This is a genomic window from Nocardia sp. NPDC051756 (assembly GCF_040681495.1).
Taxonomy (GTDB): Bacteria; Actinomycetota; Actinomycetes; order Mycobacteriales; family Mycobacteriaceae; genus Nocardia.
In genome coordinates this window covers 124527-144174 of record NZ_JBFAYV010000016.1, presented here as the reverse complement: position 1 = coordinate 144174, position 19648 = coordinate 124527, and the positions used below count along the sequence as shown (strand labels likewise).

The window sequence follows — 19648 nt, the reverse complement described above, 5'->3', positions numbered from 1 at the left end:
CCACCGCTGCCCCGCTACAGCACGAGTGACGGCTGGTCCGTGGCCCACAGCCACGATCCGTCCGGCTGCCGGCGGGCGATCTCGACGGCCACCTCGCCGCTGGTCAGGGTGGATGCGGTCATGGCAAGGTCGCCGCTCACCAGCGCGGGATGCTGTCTGCCGGGCTCGAGCACCGGCGCGGCGGCGACGAATTGTTCGTATACCTTGCGGATCTCCGCGTGTCCGGTCGCGAGGCTGCCGGGCGGGAACGCCAGCACGGCGTCCGGCTCGTACAACGCCACCAGTCCGTCGACGTCACCCGCGTTGGCCAGCTCGATGAAGAGCTTGCCCAGGTCGTTCGGCTCGGTGGCCACTTTCTTGTTGGTCATACTGGTAAGGCTCTCAACGAATCACGACACCTTGTGTCGTGTATTTCTGCAAAGGTTTTCCGTATGCGCGCCGATCGACTGGTCTCGATGGTGTTGCTGCTGCGCCGGCACGGCCGGCTGTCCGCGGCGGCGCTGGCGCGCGAGCTGGAGGTGTCCACGCGGACCGTGCTGCGCGACATCGAGGCGCTGTCCGCGGCCGGCGTTCCGGTCTACGCCGAACGCGGGCGACATGGCGGTTTCGCCTTGCTGCCCGGTTTCCGGACCGAGCTGACCGGACTGAATCACGACGAGGCGCTGGCCCTGCTGGTCGCCGGATCACGGCGCGGCGCACAGGCCTTCGGCCTCGGCTCGGCGCTCGCATCGGCGGTGCTCAAGGTGGTGGACGCGCTGCCCGAAAGCTATCGAGCCACCGCGGCCGACGTGGCCGAGCGATTGCTCATCGACCCGGAGACCGATCTGCTGTCGCGTCGGCTGGTCGCCGAGGAGGTGCCCGGCACCGTGTTGGCCGAGGTCCGACGCGCGGTGTTCGCCGGGCACAAGTTGCGCATCCAGTACGCGGCGGTGGACCAGCAACCACAGTGGCGCACGGTCGACCCGATCGGCCTGGTTACCGTGCGTGACCAGGGCTATTTGCTGGCCACGAAGTCGGGTGCGGACCGCACCTATCGACTGTCCAGGATCTCGGCCGCCGAGGAGTTGCCCGAACTCGCAGAGCGACCGGATCGCGTCGATCTGGAACAAGCCTGGCAGGAACGCAGCACGCGGTTCCGTTCCGGCGGCGACCAAGTCACCGTGCTGGTGCGGTTGCACCCGAGTCGTCGGGAGGAACTGGTGGGCACCGCGCTGGCCGTCCTCGCCGAGGAAACCGACGCCGACGGCCAACTGCGGCTCCAGGTCACCTTCCAAGATCCGAGACACGCCGAGTGGGCGCTGTGGCAACTCGCCACGGACGCGGAAGCCCTTGCACCGCAATGGTTACGGACCGCCCTGCGCAACCGCGCCGCCGCGATTGCTACCTGCTACGGCGAGTCCTGAACGCCTACTTCGGAATGCGCGCTGAGCCACTACTCGCGCGGTTCCGGGGTACGCGGCGCCCGGTTCGAACGACCGGCCAGGAAAGGGCCGGAAGCCGTTGGCCGCGTGTCGAACTCGGTTCCATCTCCGGCGAGTAGGCCGAACACCACTACCGGAGGCCTAGGGCGTTCAGCCACAGATGAGTGAGGGTTGCCGCGGTGTCGTCGAGCGAGTCTCCGTTCTTCGACGCCTGATAGAACGCGCGCTCGGTCATCCACACGAGTGCGGTCGTGACGGCGTGTGCGCCGGTCGGGCTGTCGTTGCCGGGGAGACCGGCACGTTCGGCAATGGCCCTCGTGGTGTCGCGGATCGCGGTGACGGCGGAATGCCAGCTCTCGCCGATGGGCTCGACGGTGGGGGCGAGTTCGACGGCGGCGCGCATGACGTCGCCGTGGTCGCGCCACATGTCCCTGGTCTGGTCGATGCTGCGGCGCAGGGCGCGGGACGGTTCGCCGGAAGCGTCTGCGGCGTCGATTTCGGCGCGGAGCGTGGTCACGGTTCGTTCGACGAGAGCGGCCAGGACCGCGTTTTTCGAGGCGAAATAGAAGTAGAACCCGCCCCGGGTGATGCCGACCACCTTGGTGATCGTCTCGATCGTCATCCGGTCGAATCCGATTGTGTGCAGCTGTTCTTCGGCGGCGTCGAGGATTGCTCGCTCGCGCTGGTCGCCCTTGGTGGGCGCGGTTCGGCGGCGCGTGGTCTCGGGCACTGGCCCACTGTACCCCGAGGCAACTATTTTCTACATTGTGTCAATTTTTTCAATCAGAGTGTAGATTCTGTGGCATGACTGATCGAACGACCGGCAAAACCTTCCTCATCACCGGCGTGAGCTCCGGATTCGGGCAGGCCATCGCACGTAAAGCGATACAGGAAGGCCACCTCGTGGTGGGCACGGTGCGGCGCGCCGCCGATGCAGAGGAATTCCGGGCACTGCATGCCGGCCGCGCGATTGCGCGCATTCTCGATGTCACCGACGACCAGGCGGTCCTGGACACCGTGCGCGACATCGAGTCCACGGTCGGCCCGATCGACGTTGTCATCGCCAACGCCGGGTACGGGCACGAAGGGGTATTCGAGGAATCACCTATGTCCGAGCTGCGAAACCAGTTCGCGGTCAACGTCTTCGGCGCGGTGGCCACTATTCAGGCCGTGCTGCCGCACATGCGGGCCCGGCGATCGGGACACATTCTGGGGATCACGTCCATGGGTGGGCTCATGACCGTGCCCGGACTGGCGTACTACCACGGGAGCAAGTACGCGCTGGAGGGAATCCTCGAGACGCTCGGCAAGGAGGTCGCGGGGTTCGGCATCCATGTCACTGCCGTCGCGCCCGGGTCGTTCCGCACCGACTGGGCCGGGCGATCCATGGTCCGCACCGAACGCTCGATCTCGGACTACGACGAGCTGATGAATCCGGTGCGCGCACACCGCCAGGCCGCCGACGGCAACCAGCTCGGCGACCCGGAAAAGGCCGCGGCCGCAATACTTTCGGTGATCGATTCCGCCGACCCGCCAGCCCACCTCATCCTCGGCTCCGACGCACTACGCCTGGTACGAGCCGGTCGTGCCACCGTGGACGCCGAGATCGAGAAGTGGGCCGACCTCTCGCGCACAACAGACTTCGCCGAGGGCGCCCAACTACCGGGCTGACCGGTTGACTGTTGCTCATCCTGCTAACCCAGGCAAGGTCCGAATTTATTGAACTGCCACAGCATTGGCGGATCGCGTTCCAGCTAGCAGTGTCGGCGATTTTCGGCAGTGGAGCCTTGTCAGCTACGCTGCGAACAAGAAAGCCAGGGGGTGGTATGGCCGACTTCACTGTCGATGTGTCCGGTCTTGCGGGGTTCAAGTTGGATCTGCAGAATCTGGGGGCACACTTCACGACGAATGCCGGGCGCCTGTTGCCGTCCATCGCGGTGCCGGGCGGGACTGCGGGGCTGATGGCCACCCTGGCTGTGTCGATCGACAAGTTCAGCAGCGCGATCTCCTCAGCACAGCAGAAAGATCTGGCCGCAGTCGGCACACTTGACGAGAACCTGTCCACGGCGAGCACAAAATACCTAGCAACGGATGACAACTCAGCGGACCGGCTGACTGCCGCGGCGGTCGCCGGCCTCGGTAATGCCGGTACGTCCAGTTCCAACAGCGCGCAGGGCGCGAAACGGTTCAGCGGTTTGCAGTTGCCCACCCTGCCGGACGTTCAGGACGAGCAGTACACGACTCGTCAGATCGTGACTGCAGGCATCAATTCGATCAGCCGATACGACGAAGCGTTGAGCCAGGCGATCGGCGTCAAACCCGCAGCCGACTATCTTTCCCCGCTGGAAGCGGACTGGGAGAGGGTGCAGGCCATCGGCAAACGCATCGGTCTGCTCGGCATCAACGACTACGTCACCTCCGAAAACCTCACCGCCGGCACCAGATGGCTGCAAAGTCTTTGGTCGGGCGATGCCGCACAGGCATTCGCAACCAGCGCGAACAGTCTCGGACAATCGATCGCCGGGCGAAGCAACGACCTGGAGACGATCTCGAAGATCGTCGAAAATGGCGGTGCGGTGCTCGAGCGATTGGTCTTCAACCAGGCCATGGGGCTCAGCAGCGGACTCGCACAGCCCATGACCTTCCTCAACTTCACGCTGCCGCTCGGTCAATGGGCGCAACTGATCAACGACCCGATGCGGGACTCGATCAGGTCGGAGATCACGGCCGCCGTAGACACACTGAAGCAATCGGCCGAATCCAGGAAGGGGGAACTGAATACGATGATCACACGTCTGTCGAAGGCGCTGGATTATGCGCCTGGCCAAACCACACCTTCGTATAACGCCAGCGAATTCGAGGTTCCGGAGAAGTTGGTAGTCGACTTGGGCGTGCTCCGATATGGATACGGAGACAACATCTGGTGGGAGAGCAGCATTGCATCCGCCGGCTGATCCACCGATTCCCTCCAGCCATCCGCAGTTCGGCTCTGATCGCAGCATTCTCAATCGGTCCGAAGCCGGGGTGATCAGCACGACAACGGCCCCATCCGTGCAGCTCTACTTCGACCACAAGGGCTACACGTTCGCCGGGGACATCCTCGACCAGTACCTGGCGAGTCATGGCCCCGACTACGAGTACATCATCCGTTCCGTCAACGTCGCGCAGATCGTCAAAACGCAGGCCGCCAAAACAGCCGCCGAGAGGCAGCTGAATTGGATTAAGGGCGAGGCCGCGCGAAACGGAGAACGCGGCGGTGCGATACAGGAAATCACCGCTGCGTGGCAACCGATTTCGGTGACCGACGATTCTGATGTCACGCTTGCTCTAGGAACCTTCTCGGTCGCGGTCGGTAGCGACACCGTCGTGCAGAAATCAGGCGACAAGCTGAAGGCCGACATACGGTATCGCGTCTATATCTACGACTTGTACGATTTCGACAAGACCGTCGACTGGTGGTCATCGGACCCCGAATTGGCGATCAAGAAAGGCCTGAACCACGATATGAGGCAGTTGGAGGAGGCGGGTTGGGCGCGCAGCTTCAAAGCTCGTGGAAATACCGAATCCCTCGGGGACTACACGTGGTCGGGGGAACTCTGATGGGGGGCATCCGGCACCGGGGTTGGATTCCTGCACTCGCTGGTGTGCTCGCGCTCGCCGGATGTAGCGACCCCTCGGATGTGGAGAAGATCGGCGGGTGCGGGGGTATCCACTTCCCGGACAGCGCGCGCGTCGTTGCACACGATAGTGAAATGCCCGGCCTCAGCGATGAGATCGTCGAGGTGGTTGCCGAATTACCGCGCGCCGATCTGGATGCGTTCAAGACGAAGTCCAACCTCGGCCAATTCCAGACCGGGGTGCCGAGTGACTGGAAGAGTCAGTACTGGCAGGGCTATCGTGCCGCGGACCTGTTGCGGGCCGATGCCGACAATGAGCATTATTCGGATTGGGATGGGAAGAACGGGCGACAGGTTGTCGTGCACGACAACGGCGGCGACAAGAATACGGTGTTCGCCCGCGGATTGTGCTGAGCTAGCACCGCCAATCGTCCGGGATTGTTTCGACCGAATGCAGAGCTGACGTACCAGAGATGTTGGCGGCCAATTGTATTCATCGCTGTCTGCGTACGGGATAGCCGGAACCGTTGAGTGGGTGACTCATTCGCGCTATTCGTTGGTGCGGAGGCCGTTGATGAGGATCGATAGGAGGCGGGGGGCTCGGGTGTTTAGTTCGGGGTCTTCTAGGCGGGATAGCCAGCTGATGAGGATGATTATGTCGCGGGCTTCGGCGTCGGGGCGGATGGTGTTGTTTGCGCGGCCGGCGGCTAAGAGGAGTTCTATGGCGTCGCCGATGGGGCCGCGACTGTGGGCGGCGAGGTCTTGCCAGGTTGCGGCTTCGACGGCGGCGAAGATGTCGCGTTTGAGTCGGGCGTAGGCGGCGACTCGGTCGAACCATTCGGCGAGGGCGTCCAGTGGCTGGTGGGTGATCAGTAGCTGAGGGGCCGCTTCGACCAGGGTTTCTACGTCGCGGCGGTAGACCTCGGCGAGGAGGTCCTCGCGGGTGGGGAAGTGTCGGTACAGCGTGCCCTGTCCGATGCCGCAAGCCTTGGCGACGGCGTTGAGTTTCAGTTCGCCGGGCTCGCGCACGAGTTCGCGGGCCGCCTGGAGGATTCGGTCGCGGTTGCGTTGGGCGTCTGAGCGGCGGGTTCCACTGGCCTTGACAGAAGCGGACACTTGTCCGCTAAGGTCGTCGGGGTAAACGGACATGTGTCCACTCTAGACGGAGGACGTTCGATGACCATCGACGGCAAGGTTGTTGCGATCACCGGCGCCAGTAGCGGAATCGGTGCGGCGACGGCTCGTCATCTCGCCTCGCTCGGCGCGATCGTTGTGCTCGGTGCCCGCCGCACCGACCGGCTGGAGCAGATGGTTGCCCAGATCGAAGCGGCAGGGGGCGCTGCGGTCGCGACGCGCGTGGATGTCACCGATCCTGACGACCTTCAGTCGCTCGTCGGTCTCGCCGTCGAGCGTTTCGGGCGGCTGGATGTGTTGGTGGGCAACGCGGGGATCAGCAAGATCAGCCCGATGGCCGATCTGGATGTCGAGGGCTGGTCGGCGATGGTCGATGTGAACGTCAAAGGGATTCTGCACGGGATCGCCGCGGCCCTACCGGTTTTCCGCCGCCAGGGCACCGGCCACCTCGTCACCGTCATCTCGACTTCGGGGCTGAAAATCGTTCCTACGCAAGCGGTGTACGCCGGGACGAAGAACGCGGTCCGCACTCTCCTCGAAGGGCTGCGGCAGGAGAGCACCGACGGCGTACTGCGGACGACGTCGATCTCCCCGGGTTACGTCCGCACCGAGCTGATCGATCACGCCGTAGACGATCCGGCGGTGCGCGAGCAGGTCCGGCAGAACATGGCCGAACTCGGCATCGACCCGACGGCCGTGGCGCGGGCCATCGCCTTCGCGATCGACCAACCCGACGACGTCGAAATCGGCGACCTGACGATCCGGCCGACTCGACAGAATTGAGTGCTACTTCCGCACGACCAGCTCGAGCGCGATGTTGTCCGGGTCGCGGAACTCCAGGATGTAGCTGACGCCGATGTCTTTGATGTCCTCGTGCTTCACCTCGCAAGCGTCGAGATGAGCTGCGGCGGTTTCGAGTTCGGCAAGGGAGCCGAGGGAGAACGCCAGATGGTCGAGACCGACGTTGTTCTCGTCGAAGGGGTCGCTCCCCGCAGGCCGCAGTCCGATCATCCCGTGCTTCATCCGATAGATCACCCCACCGTGCAGAAACGCGAGACGCTCCCGGGTCGCATCATCGGCATCAGCCGGGATCTCCAGCGCCACAGGCCATCCGAAGACCTTCTCGTAGAACGCCCGCGACCGATCGATGTCGCACACCGTCAAACGCAGATGGGCAATGGACTCCGCAGAGATCGACATGTGACCGATGCTCGCACACCACTCCCCTACCCGCCGGTTGACTTCAGGGCGGATCTGCCGCGCGCCGAACTGGCCGGCGCGCGGCATTGCGGTCAGTGGGCGGCGGAGTCCCAGCTGCGGCCGGTGCCTACGGAGACGTCCAACGGGACGGAGAGGTGGATGGCGGCGGACATTTGTTCCTTGGCGAGGGCTTCGAGGGTGTCCTTTTCGCCCTCGGCGACCTCGAAGAGAAGTTCGTCGTGGATTTGCAGGAGCATCTTGGAGCGCAGGCCGGCTTCTTGGATGGCCTTGTGCACGTTGATCATTGCCACCTTGATGATGTCGGCGGCGGTGCCCTGGATGGGGGCGTTGAGGGCCATGCGTTCGGCGGCCTCGCGGCGTTGGCGGTTGCTGGAGTCGAGGTCGGGGAGGTAGCGGCGGCGGCCGAAGAGGGTGGAGGTGTAGCCGACCTTGCGGGCCTGTTCGACGACCTCGTACAGGTAGTCGCGGATGCCGCCGAAACGGTCGAAGTAGACGTCCATCTGTTCTTTGGCCTCGGTGGTGCTGATCTTCAGCTGGGCCGCGAGACCGTAGGAGCTCAGACCGTAGGCGAGGCCGTAGGACATGGCCTTGATGCGGCGGCGCAGCTCCGGGGTGACCTCGGCGATCGGGATGTCGAACGCCTTGGACGCCACGAAGGTGTGCAGATCCTCGCCGGAGTTGAACGCTTCGATGAGCGCCTCGTCCTCGGAAAGGTGCGCCATGATGCGCATTTCGATCTGGCTGTAGTCGGCGGTCATCAGTGACTGGTAGCCGGTGCCGACGACGAAGGTGTCGCGGATCTGCCGGCCGGTGTCGGTGCGGATCGGGATGTTCTGCAGGTTCGGCTCGGTGGAGGAGAGCCGGCCGGTGGCGGCGATGGTCTGGTTGAACGTGGTGTGGATGCGGCCGTCGTCGGCGACGCACTTCAGCAGGCCGTCGACGGTCACCTTCAGCCGGGTCGCGTCGCGGTGCTCGAGCAGGTGTTGCAGGAACGGGTGCTCGGTCTTCTCGAACAGCGATTCCAGCGCGTCGGCGTCGGTGGTGTAACCGGTCTTGGTGCGCTTGGTCTTCGGCATGTCGAGCTCGTCGAACAGCACGACCTGCAACTGCTTGGGCGAGCCGAGGTTGATCTGCTTGCCGATCACCTCGTAGGCCGCGTTGGCCGCCTCGGTCACCTTGTCGGCGAACTGGCGTTGCAGCGTCTCCAGCTGGTCGGTGTCGACCGCGATGCCCGCGTCTTCCAGGTTGGCGAGCACGCTGAGCAGCGGCAGTTCCATATCCTCCAGCAGCGGAACGGATTCGATCTGCTGGAGTTCGGTGTCGAGGGCGTCGGCGAGGTCGGCGACGGCGCGGGCGCGCAGCATTTCGGTCTGCGCGACCTCGGCGTCGACGGTGTCCTCGTCGTCGAGCAGGGACAGCTGCGGGGTCTCGTCGGTCTCGGCGCGCAGCTCGCGGCGCAGGTAGCGCAGCGAGAGGTCGTCGAGGTTGAAGCTGCGCTGGCCGGGGCGGACCAGGTAGGCGGCGAGCGCGGTGTCGCTGGTGAGCCCGCCGAGGGTCCAGCCGCGGCCGCGCAGGGCGTGCATGGCGGACTTCGCCTCGTGCAGAGCCTTCGGCACGGCCGGGTCGACGAGCCAAGCGCCCAGTGCCGCTTCGTCTTCCGGGGTCAGGATCGAGACGTCGATGTAGCCGCTCTCGCCGTCGGCGGCCGCGATGGCGAGCGCGCGCACGTCACCGTTGCCGGGAGTGCCGGAGCCGACGATCGAGACGCCCTGCCGGACACCGGCTTTCGCGTGCTCGACGAGCCAGCCGGCCACCGCGCCGACCTCCAGTGCGCCGCCGCTGATCTCGAAGCCCGCCTCGGCCTCCGGCTCCTTCGGGGCCAGGGTCTCGAACAGCCGGTCCCGCAGCACGCGGAACTCCAGGTCGTCGAAGAGCTGGTGAATCTTGTTGCGGTCCCACGGTTGCTGCGCCAGCTGATCGGGGGTGTAGGGCAGCGGCACGTCGCGGATCATCTCGGTGAGCTGACGGTTCAGCACGACGCTGCTCAGGTTCGCGCGCAGCGACTCGCCGACCTTGCCCTTCACCTCGTCCACCTTGTCGACCAGGCTGTTCAGGTCGCCGTATTCGCGGATCCACTTGGCCGCGGTCTTCTCCCCCACGCCGGGGATGCCGGGCAGGTTGTCGCTCGGGTCGCCGCGCAGCGCCGCGTAATCCGGGTACTGGGACGGGGTGAGACCGTACTTCGCGAACACCTCGTCGGGGGTGAAGCGGGTCAGGTCGGAGACGCCCTTGCGCGGGTAGAGCAGCGTCACGTTCTCGTCCACCAACTGGATGGCGTCGCGGTCGCCGGAGACGATCAGCACCCGGAAGCCCTGCGCCACGGCCTGCGTGGTCAGCGTGGCGATGAGGTCGTCGGCCTCGAAGCCGTCGATCGCCATCACCGGGATGCCCATCGCGCCGAGCACGTCCTTGGTGAGTTCGACCTGCCCGCGGAACTCGTCCGGCGTCTGCGAACGGTTCGCCTTGTACTCCGGGTACGCCTCGGTGCGGAAGGTCTTCCTGGACACGTCGAACGCCGTCGCCACATGTGTCGGCTTCTCGTCGCGCAGCAGGTTGATCAGCATCGCGGTGAACCCGTACACCGCGTTGGTGGTCTGCCCCGTCACCGTTTTGAAGTTCTCCGCCGGTAGCGCGAAGAACGCGCGATAGGCGATCGAATGCCCGTCCAGCAACAGCAGAGTCGGCCGGTCACCCGACGCGGAATCGCTGGAGCCGGACGCGGTGGCAGGACGCTGAGCAGTCGTGGGTGAACTCACGCCCCAGAGTCTAGGGACCAGCACCGACAAGGTGATACGCCGACACCCGCCTCATCCGCGCCGACTGCGAACCGCGCCTGTCCGACACACCGGCACCGGCCTGCGGTCCGGCATACGATTCCGCTGCCGTACCGGCCGCAGTGTTCGCGATCCGCCGTGGCGCGGGCCCGTTCGCGGCGTCCTTCGCCTTCACCCCCGAGGGGATCGAGCGCCGCCCGCCCGAGGATGAATCCTGAGGCGGGCGGCGCACCGGATCACAGCAGGGAGGCGACGAGTTCGCGGAGGACGGGGAGGCTGACGGAGCCCGAGCCGAGGACCTTGTCGTGGAAGGCCTTGATGTCGAAAGCGCTGCCGAGGCGTTCGGTGGCGGTGAGGCGTTGGCGGCGGATTTCGAGTTGGCCGATCTTGTAGCCGACGGCTTGGCCGGGCATGCCGATGTAGCGGTCCACCTCGGTGGTGATCTCGGCGATGCCGGCGGGGGCGTTGGCGACCATGAAGTCGATGGCCTGTTGCCTGGTCCAGCCTTTGGCGTGCAGGCCGGTGTCGACGACGAGGCGGCAGGAGCGCAGGGAGTCGCCGGCGAGCATGCCGAGGCGGCCGAGATCGTCCTCGTACAAGGACATTTCCTCGGCGAGGCGCTCGGTGTAGAGGGCCCAGCCTTCGACGAACGCGGTGTTCGCGTAGGACTGGCGCTGGAAACGCGGCAGGTGGTCGAGTTCGTTGGCGATGGTGAGTTGCAGATGGTGGCCGGGGATGGCCTCGTGGAAGGCGACCGCCGCCGTCTCGAACCGGCCGCGGCCAGTGGGGTGGTAGGTGTTGACGAAGTAGGTGCCGGGGCGGGAACCGTCGGCGGCGGGCGGGAAGTAGTAGGCGGCGGGCGCGTCCGCGGCGAGGAAGTCCGGCATCGCGACGATGTCGCAGGATTCCTTGGGCAGCCGGCCGAACCAGTTGCCCATCTCGGCGTTCGCCGCGGTGAGCGCGTGGCGCGCGTCGAACATGATCTGCTCCCCGTCGACGTAACACAGCGACGGATCGTCGCGCAGCCTGGCGAAGATCGGACCCAGCTCGGCGGTGCCGAACAGCCGCTCGCCGACCGTCGCGTACTCCTCGCGCAGCGCCTCGAGTTCGGTCAGGCCGAGCTCGTGGATCTCCTCGGCGCCGAGGTCTGGCAGGGTGGTGTGGTAGCGCAGCTGACGACGGTAGATGTCCTCGCCGTCGTCGCCGAGCCAGCACAGACCGGGCTGGTCGTCGGAGCGGCTCGCGGGCAGCAGCTCGTCGAACAGCACCTCGCGATAACTCTGGAACGCGGGCCGGATGATATCCCTTGCCACATCGGTCAATTCGGCCCGCCAGAACGCTTCGCCGTCCCAGTCCGGCGGCCCGGCGAAAGTGACGAACGGATCCGTGGAAAGGTCCGAGGCCAGGTAGCTGTCGAGCTGGTTCAGCGACCGTTCGAGGGTGATCCGGGCCGGCGTGCGCCCCGCGGCGAGGCCGGCGCGGAACCGTTCGACCGCCTGCCCGAGCATGTCGCCGTACTGCCGGAACCGCAGCACGAGCGCCCGCGCGCTGCCCGGCGTCGACGCGTTGGTCTGCGGCGCCATCGTCAACAGGTAGGCGTGCACGCCCTCCATCTGATCGGAGGCCAGTTCCACCGGCCGCCATTCCAGCCGCTCGATCACCCCGGTCAATTCGGTGCGCAGCAGGCTGCGGGTGACCCGATCGGTCTCGTCGAGCTGCTCGGCGTCGAGCGCGTCGACCTGCCCCAGCAACTCCCGCCAGGTCGCGAGCAACCGCTCGTCGGCCGCGGCGGACAGATCCTCGATGCGGTCGTCGAACCGCCGATCGCCGAGCAACGTCGCATCGCTCGGTTTGGCCTCCAGGAAGGTGTCCCAGTACCGCTCGGCCAGACCTGTCAGCTCATCATGACCATTCATGGTCACGATCATGCCTCGAGGACCGCCTTGCGGCACTGGGGTTTACACCGTGACTATCCGACCCCGAGGTAGGCCGACTTCACCGACGGATCGGTGAGCAGGTCCCGGCCGGAGCCGGTCTTGGTGACCTCGCCGGTCTCCATGATGTAGGCGCGGTCGCTGCGCGAGAGCGCCTGCTGGGCGTTCTGCTCGACCAGCAGCACCGTGGTGCCCTGCTGGTTGATCTCCGAGATGATCCGGAAGATCTGCTGAATGATCATGGGCGCCAAGCCCATCGACGGTTCATCCAGCAACAGCAGCCGCGGCCGGGCCATCAGCGCGCGGCCGATGGCGAGCATCTGCTGCTCGCCGCCGGAGAGCGTGCCGCCGACCTGCTTGCGCCGCTCCGCCATCCGCGGGAACAGCTCGAACACCCAGTCGAGGGTCTTGCTGTATTCCGCCTTCTGCTTGAACGGCCTTCCGTAGCAACCCATGTCGAGGTTTTCCTGCACCGTCATGCCGGGGAACACACCCCGGCCCTCCGGTGCCTGGATCAGGCCCTCACCCACCCGTTCGTGCGCCTTCATGTGGGTGATGTCACGACCCTCGAACATGATCTTGCCGCGGGTCAGCGGCAGCAGCCCGGACAACGCCCGCATGGTGGTGGTCTTGCCCGCGCCGTTCGCGCCGAGCAGGGTGACCAGCTCCCCTGCCGCGACCTTCAGCGAAATCCCGTGCAGCGCCTGGATTCTGCCGTAGTTGACGACCATGTCGGTGACCTCGAGCAGCGCGTCGGAGCCGCCCTTGGTCACGTCGACGGTCTGCTGATCCGGTTCTCTGTGCGATGCCATCGCTGCTCCTACCCGTCCGTCCCGTGCGCGCTTGCCGTCCCCGACTCGGTGCCGTCATCGGGCACACCGAGATAGGCGGCGATCACCGCGGGGTCCTCCCGGATCTCGGCAGGCAGCCCGTCGGCGATCTTGCGGCCGAACTCCAGCACCACGATCCGGTCGGTCACGCCCATCACCAGGCGCATGTCGTGCTCGATCAGCAGCACGGTGAACCCGTCGTCGCGGATCTTGCGGATCAGATCCATCAGCGCCGACTTCTCGCTCGGATTGAACCCGGCCGCGGGCTCGTCCAGGCAGAGCAGCTTCGGCTCGGTGGCCAGCGCCCTGGCGATCTCCAGCCTGCGCTGATCGCCGTAGGACAGGTTGCGCGCCTTCTCCACCGCTTTCGGTGCGATGCCGACGAATTCGAGCAGCGCCATGCCCCGCTCGATCGCGTCGTGTTCCTCGCGCCGGTGCCGGGTGGTGCGGAAGATGGCGCCGGGCACCGAGGTCTTGTGCCTGGCGTCGGTGCCGACCACCACGTTCTCCAGCGCGGTCATCTCGCCGAAGAGCCGGATGTTCTGGAAGGTGCGCGCGATGCCGAGCCGGGTGATGGCGTTGCGCTTGGTCTTGGTCAGCGGTGCGCCGTCGAAGTACACCGTGCCGGACGCGGGCCGGTAGACGCCGGTGATCGCGTTGAAGCAGGTGGTCTTACCCGCGCCGTTGGGCCCGATGAGGCCGAGGATCTCGCCGCGGCGGATCTCGAAGCTCACCGCGTCCAACGCGGTCAGTCCGCCGAACTTCACGGTCAGGTCCTCGGTGCGCAACAGCGGCGCGCCGACGGCCGTCTCGATCTCCCGGCTGGAGGCGACGACCTCCGCGACCGTTTCCGCGTCGGCCAGGTCCGGGATAACCGCGGTCAGATCGACCACGCCGGCACTGGGTTCGGTCTCGGGTTCGGCCACGTAGCCCGCGGCCATGTCTTCGTTGTCGAACAGTGCGCCACCGGCGCCCGGGCCGGTCATCGGGTCGCCCCGATCGCGTCGTCGCCGAACGGCCTGCGCACGGCCTGATACACCTGGCGCCCGTAGGCGAGCAGCTTCTGCCGGACCGGCAAGAGGCCCTGCGGTTTGAAGATCATGACCACCATCAGCGTGATACCGAAGAACAGATACTTGTAGTCGCCGAGCGACTGCGCGCCCGGTTCGTGGAACTTCAGCACGTTGCCGAGCAAGACGAGCAGCACCACGACCGCCACGATCGACCCGGCCGCATAACCGAGCCGGATCGGCCGTTCTTGATCACGAGCCCACCTGCGCCAGAACACGATCAACGCGACGAGGACGGCCACGCTGAACACGATCAGCAACCAGCCGACCGCGGTCTGCCCGACGGCCTGCACCGAGAGCAGCCGGTTCGGCAGGTACACGATGATGAACGCGCCGACGATCACGCCGAGCTTGTTGCCCTGACCGCCGATGACCACCGCGCACAGGAACAGCATCGAGTTGATGATGTTGAACCCGGTCGGGTTGATGAACTGCACCTGACCCGCGTACAGCGCGCCGGACAGGCCGCCGACCGCGGCGCCGATCATGAACGCCCACAGCTTGAACTTGAACGTCGGCACGCCCATGATCTCGGCCGCGTCCTCGTCCTCGCGGATCGCGACCCAGGCCCGGCCGACCCGGCTGCGCTCCAGGTTGCCGACGATCAGCAGGACGATGATCACCAGGATCATGCCGACCCAGAACCACCAGGTGCCCGCGTTCGCCTTGTCGAAGATGTTGGAGGTCTCCGAGTTTCCGACATTGCCGGAGGAGAACACGCCGTTCTGCTTGTGCTCGGACTCGCCGATGTGCGGGTAGGCGATGCCGGACAGGCCGAGGCTGCCGTTGGTCACGTCGCCGAGGTTGTCGGCGAGCAGCCGGACGATCTCACCGAAGCCGAGCGTCACGATCGCCAGGTAGTCGCCGCGCAAGCGCAGCGTCGGGGTACCGAGGATCAGGCCGGAGACCGCGGTGACCGCCGCCGCCAGCGGCAGGCAGGCCAGCCAGGCCCAGTCCTCGCTCAGCCAGCCGCCGTCGGTCTGATTCCACGGGCTGTTGGGACTGGTGAGCAGGCCGACGGTGTACGCACCGACGGCATAGAAGCCGACATAGCCGAGGTCGAGCAGACCCGCCTGTCCGACAACGACATTCAGGCCGACCGCGAGTAGCGCGTACATGGCGAACTGCGCCATCACGCCGCCGAAGCTGGTACCGGGGGTGTCGAGGAACGGCGGCGGGAACAACGGAAGCAAGGCCAGCAGGATGATGGCGGGGACGCCGACGGCCCATTGCGCCGGCCGGGACAATCCGCTCCACCACGAACGCAGGTTGTCACCGATGCCGTGCATCGGCCGCTCCGGCTTGGTCGGCGGGGTAACGGTTTTCGTGTCACTCATGCTCGCGCCTTCCCGAGGCTCTCACCGAGAATGCCGGTCGGGCGGATCATCAGGACCAGCACGAGCACCACGAACGCGACCACGTCACGCCATTCGGTGCCGAACAGGATCTGACCGTAATTCTCCGCCAGCCCGAGCAGCAGGCCACCGAGCAACGCGCCACGCAGGTTGCCGATGCCGCCGAGCACCGCGGCGCTGAACGCCTTGATGCCGAGGATGAACCCGCCCGAGTAGATGATCCCGTTCGGGATCTTGAGCGCGTACAGCAGCGCGGCCGCACCGGCGAGCACGCCGCCGATGAGGAAGGTGAGCATGATGATCCGCTCCCGCGAGACGCCCATCAGCGTCGCGGTATCGGGATCCTGCGCGACCGCCCGGATGCCGCGGCCGAACTTGGTCTGATTGATCAGCAGTTCGGTAGCGATCGCGAGAATGACTGCGGCGCCGATGATCACGAGCGTCACGTTGGTGATGTCCGCGCCACCGATGTTGAACTGCTTGGTCGGCTCCACCAGCATGATCGGCTTCTGGGCGTTGGTGCCGCCCAGACTCGGCCAGATCTTCGGCAGCACGAAGTGCACCACCTCCTGGATCACGAACGAGGCGCCGATCGCGGTGATGAGAAAGATCAGTGGTTTGGCGCCGCGTCTGCGCAGCGGCCGATAGGCCACCCGCTCCAATCCGACTGCGGCGGCGCCGGATACCGCCATGCCGAAGATCATGGCCAACGCCAGATAGGTAATGGTGAGGATGATGCCCTGGGAGTAGACATCACCGCTGGGCGAGAACCCGAGCAACATCAGCCCGACATACTGGCCGAACAAGCCGAGCATGAAAATTTCCGAATGGGCAAAATTGATCAGCCGCAAAACGCCGTAGACCAGGGTGTAGCCCACAGCAACCAGCGCGTAGATCGCACCGTAGGACAATCCGTCGACGGTCAGTCGCCAGAAATCGTGGATCACTCCTTCATAGTTGAAGTCGATTGATCCGCCGGCGAGTTGTACAGCGCCGGTTAATGCCGTTGAAGTCATTTCGCTAATTCGCCCTCATCGATTCGCCCTCATAGATTCGCCCGAACGACACAGCAGCACGTACTGGGATTCGCGCGAACCCCGGTACGTGCTGCGCGATCTCGTTCGTGTGGGTTACTTGACCGTGTAGATCCAGATCAACGCGTTGCTCAGTTCGCCGTTGGCGTTCCACTTGTACTGACGCGCGAGGCCGGCACCGTCGTAGGACTTCACATACTCCAGCAGGTCCGGACGACTGACCTTGCCACCGTCGATGCCCTTGGCCAGGATCGTGGCCAGGTCGTAGGCCTCCACCGAGTACACGCCGGACGGCTGGCCGTTGAAGGCCTGGTAGTCCTTGGCGAACTTGTCCGGAGCCGGACCGCACGGGCAGGTCAGCATCGCGCCCTTGGCCGCACTGCCGGCCTGGGACAGGAACTGCGGGTCGTTCACGCCGTCGGGGCCGATGAAGACACCCTTGAAGCCACCGGACTTCAGTTGCTGGGCCAGCGGCGCGCCCTCGGCGTAGTAACCGGCGTAGAAGACGGCGTCGGCATTGGCCGAGGCGATCTTGGTAACCGTCGCGGAGAAGTCCTTGTCACCGGTCTTGATGCTGGACGAGCAGGCGGCGTCGGCCGCCGAGCCCAGACCATCGGTGATGCTCTTGGCCAGGCCGGTGCCGTAGTCGCTGTTGTCCTGGACGACGCAGACCTTCTTGTAGCCCGCGGTGCCGGTCAGGTACTTCGCCACCGACGGTCCCTGCACGTCATCGTTGGCCAGGCCGCGGAAGAAGGTGGTCCAGCCGTTCTGGGTCAGCGTGGCGTTGGTGGCCGAGGAGGTCACCGAGACCAGGCCAGCGTCGCTGAGGATCTTGCCGGTCGCCTTGGTCTCACCGGAGAACGCCGGGCCGACCAGGCCGATGATCGACTTGTCGTTGACCACCTGCGGAATGACCTGGGTGGCCTTCTGCGGGTCACCCTCGGTGTCGAACGACTTCAGTTCGATCTTGCAGCCCGCGTTGGCCTTGTTGTGCTGGTCGAGCGCCAGCTTGACGCCCATCTGAATGTTGATCCCGAGCGCGGCATTCGGGCCCGTCAACGCGCCGGCAAAGGCGATGGTCGTGCCGGCCGGGCAGGTCGCCTTGCCGTCACCAGCGGGATCGGCGGCCTTCGCCGGATCCGTCTTCGACACCTCTTTGCCGTTGATGTCTACCTGCGCCACCGGCTGGATGGACAGCCCGGCCGCGCCGCTGGTGCCGGACGTATCCGTTCCACCAGTGCTGGTCGATTTGTCACTGCATCCGGTCAGCACCAGCGCGGCGGCAGCGCCGATAGCCAAAACACCTCGCGTCGTACGACTGTGCCATGTCGAACTAAGCACGTTTCACCTCTAAGTCCTGTGCTCCCCCGGGATCACCGAGGAGGCCGACCACGTCGACCCGGTCAGAACTTAGCGTCCATACGTTAGTTCCGCATCACATTCGGATCATGAACGCGACATCGTGTCGAATTTTTGTTCACGATTGCGTTTCACCCGCGTAAAATCCACGCTTAATCGGCTCAGACGGACGCAGTCCTTCAGCACGCCGTGCCCTACCACTGGGGTCCGCTCAGCGGACCCGGCCGCTCACTTGGGCGCCAAGTTCTCCAGCACGACCTCGGCGACGGCCTTCATCGTAGTCCGGCGATCCATCGCGGTCCGCTGAATCCACTTGAAAGCCTGCGGCTCGGACAGCCCCTGCGTCTGCATCAGCACGCCCTTGGCCCGCTCCACCAGCTTGCGCGTCTCCAGCCGGTCGGACAGGTTCGCCACCTCGCTCTCCAGCGCGGTGATCTCATGGAAGCGGCTCGCCGCCAGCTCGATCGCCGGCACCAGATCCGACTTGGTGAACGGCTTCACCAGATACGCCATCGCGCCCGCGTCGCGCGCCCGCTCGACCAGATCCCGCTGACTGAACGCCGTCAGAATCACCACCGGCGCAACCCGTTTCGACGCGATCTCGGCCGCCGCATCGATACCGTCCCGGCGCGGCATCTTCACATCCATGATCACCAGATCCGGGCGATGCTCCACCGCCAGATCCACCGCCTGCTGGCCGTCGCCGGCCTCACCCACAACCAGGTAACCCTCTTCGGTCAGCATCTCGACCAGGTCCATGCGGATGAGCGCCTCATCCTCCGCGACGACAACCCGCTTCGCCCCCGCGTCGCGCTTAGTGCTTGCGCCCCCTGCTGCTGTGCTCATAGGTAGACCCCTCTGGTTCAGATGCCTGTCCCGACACGCCGAAGGGTGGACGTTGGTCCAACAAGCCGACCATCGACCTCACCACCGCGCTATCGAGTGATGTAAAGAGTACCTTTCACTTCGGCATAGAACGCATATACCCAGGGCAAACCGCCCGGCCGCGCGTCACCGAGCAACCGGTTAGGTACCAGCCCGCCCCACCCGCTATCATTTCCTCCCGGTGCGCCGGGTTGGCGGAACTGGCAGACGCGACGGTCTCAAAAACCGTTGTCCGAAAGGACGTGTGGGTTCGAGTCCCACACTCGGCACTCGACGATGGGCGATCCCTGTTCGCGGAGTACGCGAACGGGGTCGTCTCGTCATTTCTTCCGGGGGTGCAACCCCCGGACCCCGCTCGGCGGGGCTTCGCCCCCCGAACCCCCCTTCTCATGGTTGCGTTGGGGACGCCGCACACCTTCTGATTTCCCGCACGCCTTCTGACGAGCCGCACGTCTTCTGATTTCCCGCACACCGGCTCGCCGCGCTGACACGAGTGCGGATGTCAAAACCCGTGCGGCTGTGGCAGTTCCGGATGGTTCACAGGGGTGATGAGCGTTTCGCGGGCGCAGATCTCGGCGCTCGATCCTGCGATGACCCGCATTTTGGTTCGAATCACGTCGGTTCGTTCGCTGTCGAGTAATATCTAAGTGTCACGTGAGTGATGCTGGGCGGTGGGACGCCGTTGGTGCGACGCCCCACCTGGTGGGTCTCCTAGCCCCTCAACCAGCGGACTAGCACGAGCGCCCCGGCGACCACGGCAGCTGTTGCAAGCAAGATGCCGTCGTTGGCCGGGGCTTTGCTCTTTGCCCGCCGATGTTTCGCCATTACCCACCACCTCCCTCCTGGGCGCGATGTCTGGACTAGGTCCATCGCCCCTCGGCTGGAGGTGCCAACACTCTATGCCACGCCACTGACTGAAACCGTTGGACCACAGTGGTTTTCGGCATCACACCC

General features: G+C 65.5%; 18 protein-coding genes and 1 tRNA gene. 7 read left to right on the top strand and 12 right to left on the bottom strand.

Annotated elements, in window-relative coordinates; translation table 11 throughout:
• Positions 1 to 14: 14 nt before the first annotated feature.
• Positions 15 to 368 carry a nuclear transport factor 2 family protein gene (locus AB0M22_RS42785; protein ID WP_364739098.1) on the bottom strand — a complete coding sequence of 118 codons (354 nt, stop codon included), beginning with the start codon at positions 366 to 368 and terminating at the stop codon, positions 15 to 17.
• A 63-nt stretch (positions 369 to 431) separates the two neighbouring features.
• On the opposite strand from AB0M22_RS42785, the gene AB0M22_RS42780 reads away from it, so the two are divergent.
• The gene (locus AB0M22_RS42780) at positions 432 to 1403 is read left to right on the top strand and encodes a YafY family protein (protein WP_364739096.1); all 972 of its coding nucleotides are present in this window, start codon (positions 432 to 434) and stop codon (positions 1401 to 1403) included.
• Between the two features lie 148 nt (positions 1404 to 1551).
• Here AB0M22_RS42780 and AB0M22_RS42775 read toward each other — a convergent pair whose 3' ends face one another.
• The gene (locus AB0M22_RS42775) at positions 1552 to 2151 is read right to left on the bottom strand and encodes a TetR/AcrR family transcriptional regulator (protein ID WP_364739094.1); all 600 of its coding nucleotides are present in this window, start codon (positions 2149 to 2151) and stop codon (positions 1552 to 1554) included.
• A gap of 74 nt (positions 2152 to 2225) precedes the next feature.
• Between AB0M22_RS42775 and AB0M22_RS42770 the strand changes: the two genes are divergently transcribed.
• From AB0M22_RS42770 to AB0M22_RS42755, 4 genes are all read left to right on the top strand, one after another.
• Entirely contained in the window at positions 2226 to 3092 is an 867-nt protein-coding gene (locus AB0M22_RS42770) for an oxidoreductase (protein WP_364739092.1), read from the top strand.
• A gap of 155 nt (positions 3093 to 3247) precedes the next feature.
• Positions 3248 to 4375 carry a hypothetical protein gene (locus AB0M22_RS42765; protein WP_364739090.1) on the top strand — a complete coding sequence of 376 codons (1128 nt, stop codon included), beginning with the start codon at positions 3248 to 3250 and terminating at the stop codon, positions 4373 to 4375.
• Positions 4359 to 5021 (top strand): hypothetical protein, encoded by a 663-nt coding sequence (locus tag AB0M22_RS42760; protein ID WP_364739088.1) that lies wholly within the window; start codon positions 4359 to 4361, stop codon positions 5019 to 5021. Before AB0M22_RS42765 ends, AB0M22_RS42760 begins: the two co-directional genes overlap by 17 nt.
• 44 nt (positions 5022 to 5065) lie before the next feature.
• Positions 5066 to 5452 carry a hypothetical protein gene (locus AB0M22_RS42755; protein WP_364739086.1) on the top strand — a complete coding sequence of 129 codons (387 nt, stop codon included), beginning with the start codon at positions 5066 to 5068 and terminating at the stop codon, positions 5450 to 5452.
• Between the two features lie 135 nt (positions 5453 to 5587).
• Here the strand turns inward: AB0M22_RS42755 and AB0M22_RS42750 are convergent, their stop codons facing one another.
• Positions 5588 to 6187: a TetR/AcrR family transcriptional regulator gene (locus AB0M22_RS42750; protein WP_364739084.1), complete on the bottom strand. Its 600-nt coding sequence runs from the start codon at positions 6185 to 6187 to the stop codon at positions 5588 to 5590.
• A gap of 27 nt (positions 6188 to 6214) precedes the next feature.
• Here AB0M22_RS42750 and AB0M22_RS42745 point away from each other — a divergent pair, with 27 nt between their 5' ends.
• A complete protein-coding gene (locus tag AB0M22_RS42745; protein WP_364739082.1) occupies positions 6215 to 6955 on the top strand; it encodes an SDR family oxidoreductase in 741 nt (246 codons plus the stop codon).
• Between the two features lie 3 nt (positions 6956 to 6958).
• Here the strand turns inward: AB0M22_RS42745 and AB0M22_RS42740 are convergent, their stop codons facing one another.
• The 9 genes from AB0M22_RS42740 to AB0M22_RS42700 all read right to left on the bottom strand — a co-directional run bounded on the left by AB0M22_RS42740 (position 6959) and on the right by AB0M22_RS42700 (position 18655).
• Positions 6959 to 7372, bottom strand: coding sequence for a VOC family protein (locus AB0M22_RS42740; RefSeq protein WP_364739080.1), 414 nt, complete (start codon positions 7370 to 7372; stop codon positions 6959 to 6961).
• Between the two features lie 92 nt (positions 7373 to 7464).
• Positions 7465 to 10209 (bottom strand): DNA polymerase I, encoded by a 2745-nt coding sequence (polA, locus tag AB0M22_RS42735; RefSeq protein WP_364739078.1) that lies wholly within the window; start codon positions 10207 to 10209, stop codon positions 7465 to 7467.
• A gap of 254 nt (positions 10210 to 10463) precedes the next feature.
• Positions 10464 to 12143, bottom strand: coding sequence for a DUF885 domain-containing protein (locus tag AB0M22_RS42730; protein WP_364739076.1), 1680 nt, complete (start codon positions 12141 to 12143; stop codon positions 10464 to 10466).
• A 53-nt stretch (positions 12144 to 12196) separates the two neighbouring features.
• Entirely contained in the window at positions 12197 to 12892 is a 696-nt protein-coding gene (locus AB0M22_RS42725) for an ABC transporter ATP-binding protein (protein WP_364739139.1), read from the bottom strand.
• A gap of 89 nt (positions 12893 to 12981) precedes the next feature.
• Entirely contained in the window at positions 12982 to 13977 is a 996-nt protein-coding gene (locus AB0M22_RS42720) for an ABC transporter ATP-binding protein (protein ID WP_364739074.1), read from the bottom strand.
• Entirely contained in the window at positions 13974 to 15398 is a 1425-nt protein-coding gene (locus AB0M22_RS42715) for a branched-chain amino acid ABC transporter permease (protein WP_364739073.1), read from the bottom strand. The genes AB0M22_RS42720 and AB0M22_RS42715 overlap by 4 nt, the downstream gene beginning before the upstream one ends.
• Entirely contained in the window at positions 15395 to 16432 is a 1038-nt protein-coding gene (locus tag AB0M22_RS42710; protein WP_150406674.1) for a branched-chain amino acid ABC transporter permease, read from the bottom strand. Before AB0M22_RS42710 ends, AB0M22_RS42715 begins: the two co-directional genes overlap by 4 nt.
• Before the next feature lie 114 nt (positions 16433 to 16546).
• Positions 16547 to 17749, bottom strand: a complete 1203-nt coding sequence (locus tag AB0M22_RS42705; protein ID WP_364739070.1) for a branched-chain amino acid ABC transporter substrate-binding protein — start codon at positions 17747 to 17749, stop codon at positions 16547 to 16549.
• Between the two features lie 288 nt (positions 17750 to 18037).
• The gene (locus AB0M22_RS42700; RefSeq protein ID WP_364739068.1) at positions 18038 to 18655 is read right to left on the bottom strand and encodes an ANTAR domain-containing response regulator; all 618 of its coding nucleotides are present in this window, start codon (positions 18653 to 18655) and stop codon (positions 18038 to 18040) included.
• Between the two features lie 224 nt (positions 18656 to 18879).
• On the opposite strand from AB0M22_RS42700, the gene AB0M22_RS42695 reads away from it, so the two are divergent.
• Positions 18880 to 18963 (top strand) — tRNA-Leu (locus AB0M22_RS42695).
• The last annotated feature ends 685 nt before the right edge of the window (positions 18964 to 19648 follow it).

What these genes read in the sequence shown, in the direction of transcription:
- AB0M22_RS42745 (WP_364739082.1), top strand. Translation starts at nt 6,215, where the DNA reads ATGACCATCGACGGCAAGGTTGTTGCGATCACCGGCGCCAGTAGCGGA.
- AB0M22_RS42785 (WP_364739098.1), bottom strand. Translation starts at nt 368, where the DNA reads ATGACCAACAAGAAAGTGGCCACCGAGCCGAACGACCTGGGCAAGCTC.
- AB0M22_RS42725 (WP_364739139.1), bottom strand. Translation starts at nt 12,892, where the DNA reads ATGGTCGTCAACTACGGCAGAATCCAGGCGCTGCACGGGATTTCGCTG.
- AB0M22_RS42740 (WP_364739080.1), bottom strand. Translation starts at nt 7,372, where the DNA reads ATGTCGATCTCTGCGGAGTCCATTGCCCATCTGCGTTTGACGGTGTGC.
- AB0M22_RS42715 (WP_364739073.1), bottom strand. Translation starts at nt 15,398, where the DNA reads ATGAGTGACACGAAAACCGTTACCCCGCCGACCAAGCCGGAGCGGCCG.
- AB0M22_RS42770 (WP_364739092.1), top strand. Translation starts at nt 2,226, where the DNA reads ATGACTGATCGAACGACCGGCAAAACCTTCCTCATCACCGGCGTGAGC.
- AB0M22_RS42700 (WP_364739068.1), bottom strand. Translation starts at nt 18,655, where the DNA reads ATGAGCACAGCAGCAGGGGGCGCAAGCACTAAGCGCGACGCGGGGGCG.
- AB0M22_RS42750 (WP_364739084.1), bottom strand. Translation starts at nt 6,187, where the DNA reads ATGTCCGTTTACCCCGACGACCTTAGCGGACAAGTGTCCGCTTCTGTC.
- AB0M22_RS42720 (WP_364739074.1), bottom strand. Translation starts at nt 13,977, where the DNA reads ATGACCGGCCCGGGCGCCGGTGGCGCACTGTTCGACAACGAAGACATG.
- AB0M22_RS42730 (WP_364739076.1), bottom strand. Translation starts at nt 12,143, where the DNA reads ATGAATGGTCATGATGAGCTGACAGGTCTGGCCGAGCGGTACTGGGAC.
- AB0M22_RS42710 (WP_150406674.1), bottom strand. Translation starts at nt 16,432, where the DNA reads ATGACTTCAACGGCATTAACCGGCGCTGTACAACTCGCCGGCGGATCA.
- AB0M22_RS42780 (WP_364739096.1), top strand. Translation starts at nt 432, where the DNA reads ATGCGCGCCGATCGACTGGTCTCGATGGTGTTGCTGCTGCGCCGGCAC.
- AB0M22_RS42765 (WP_364739090.1), top strand. Translation starts at nt 3,248, where the DNA reads ATGGCCGACTTCACTGTCGATGTGTCCGGTCTTGCGGGGTTCAAGTTG.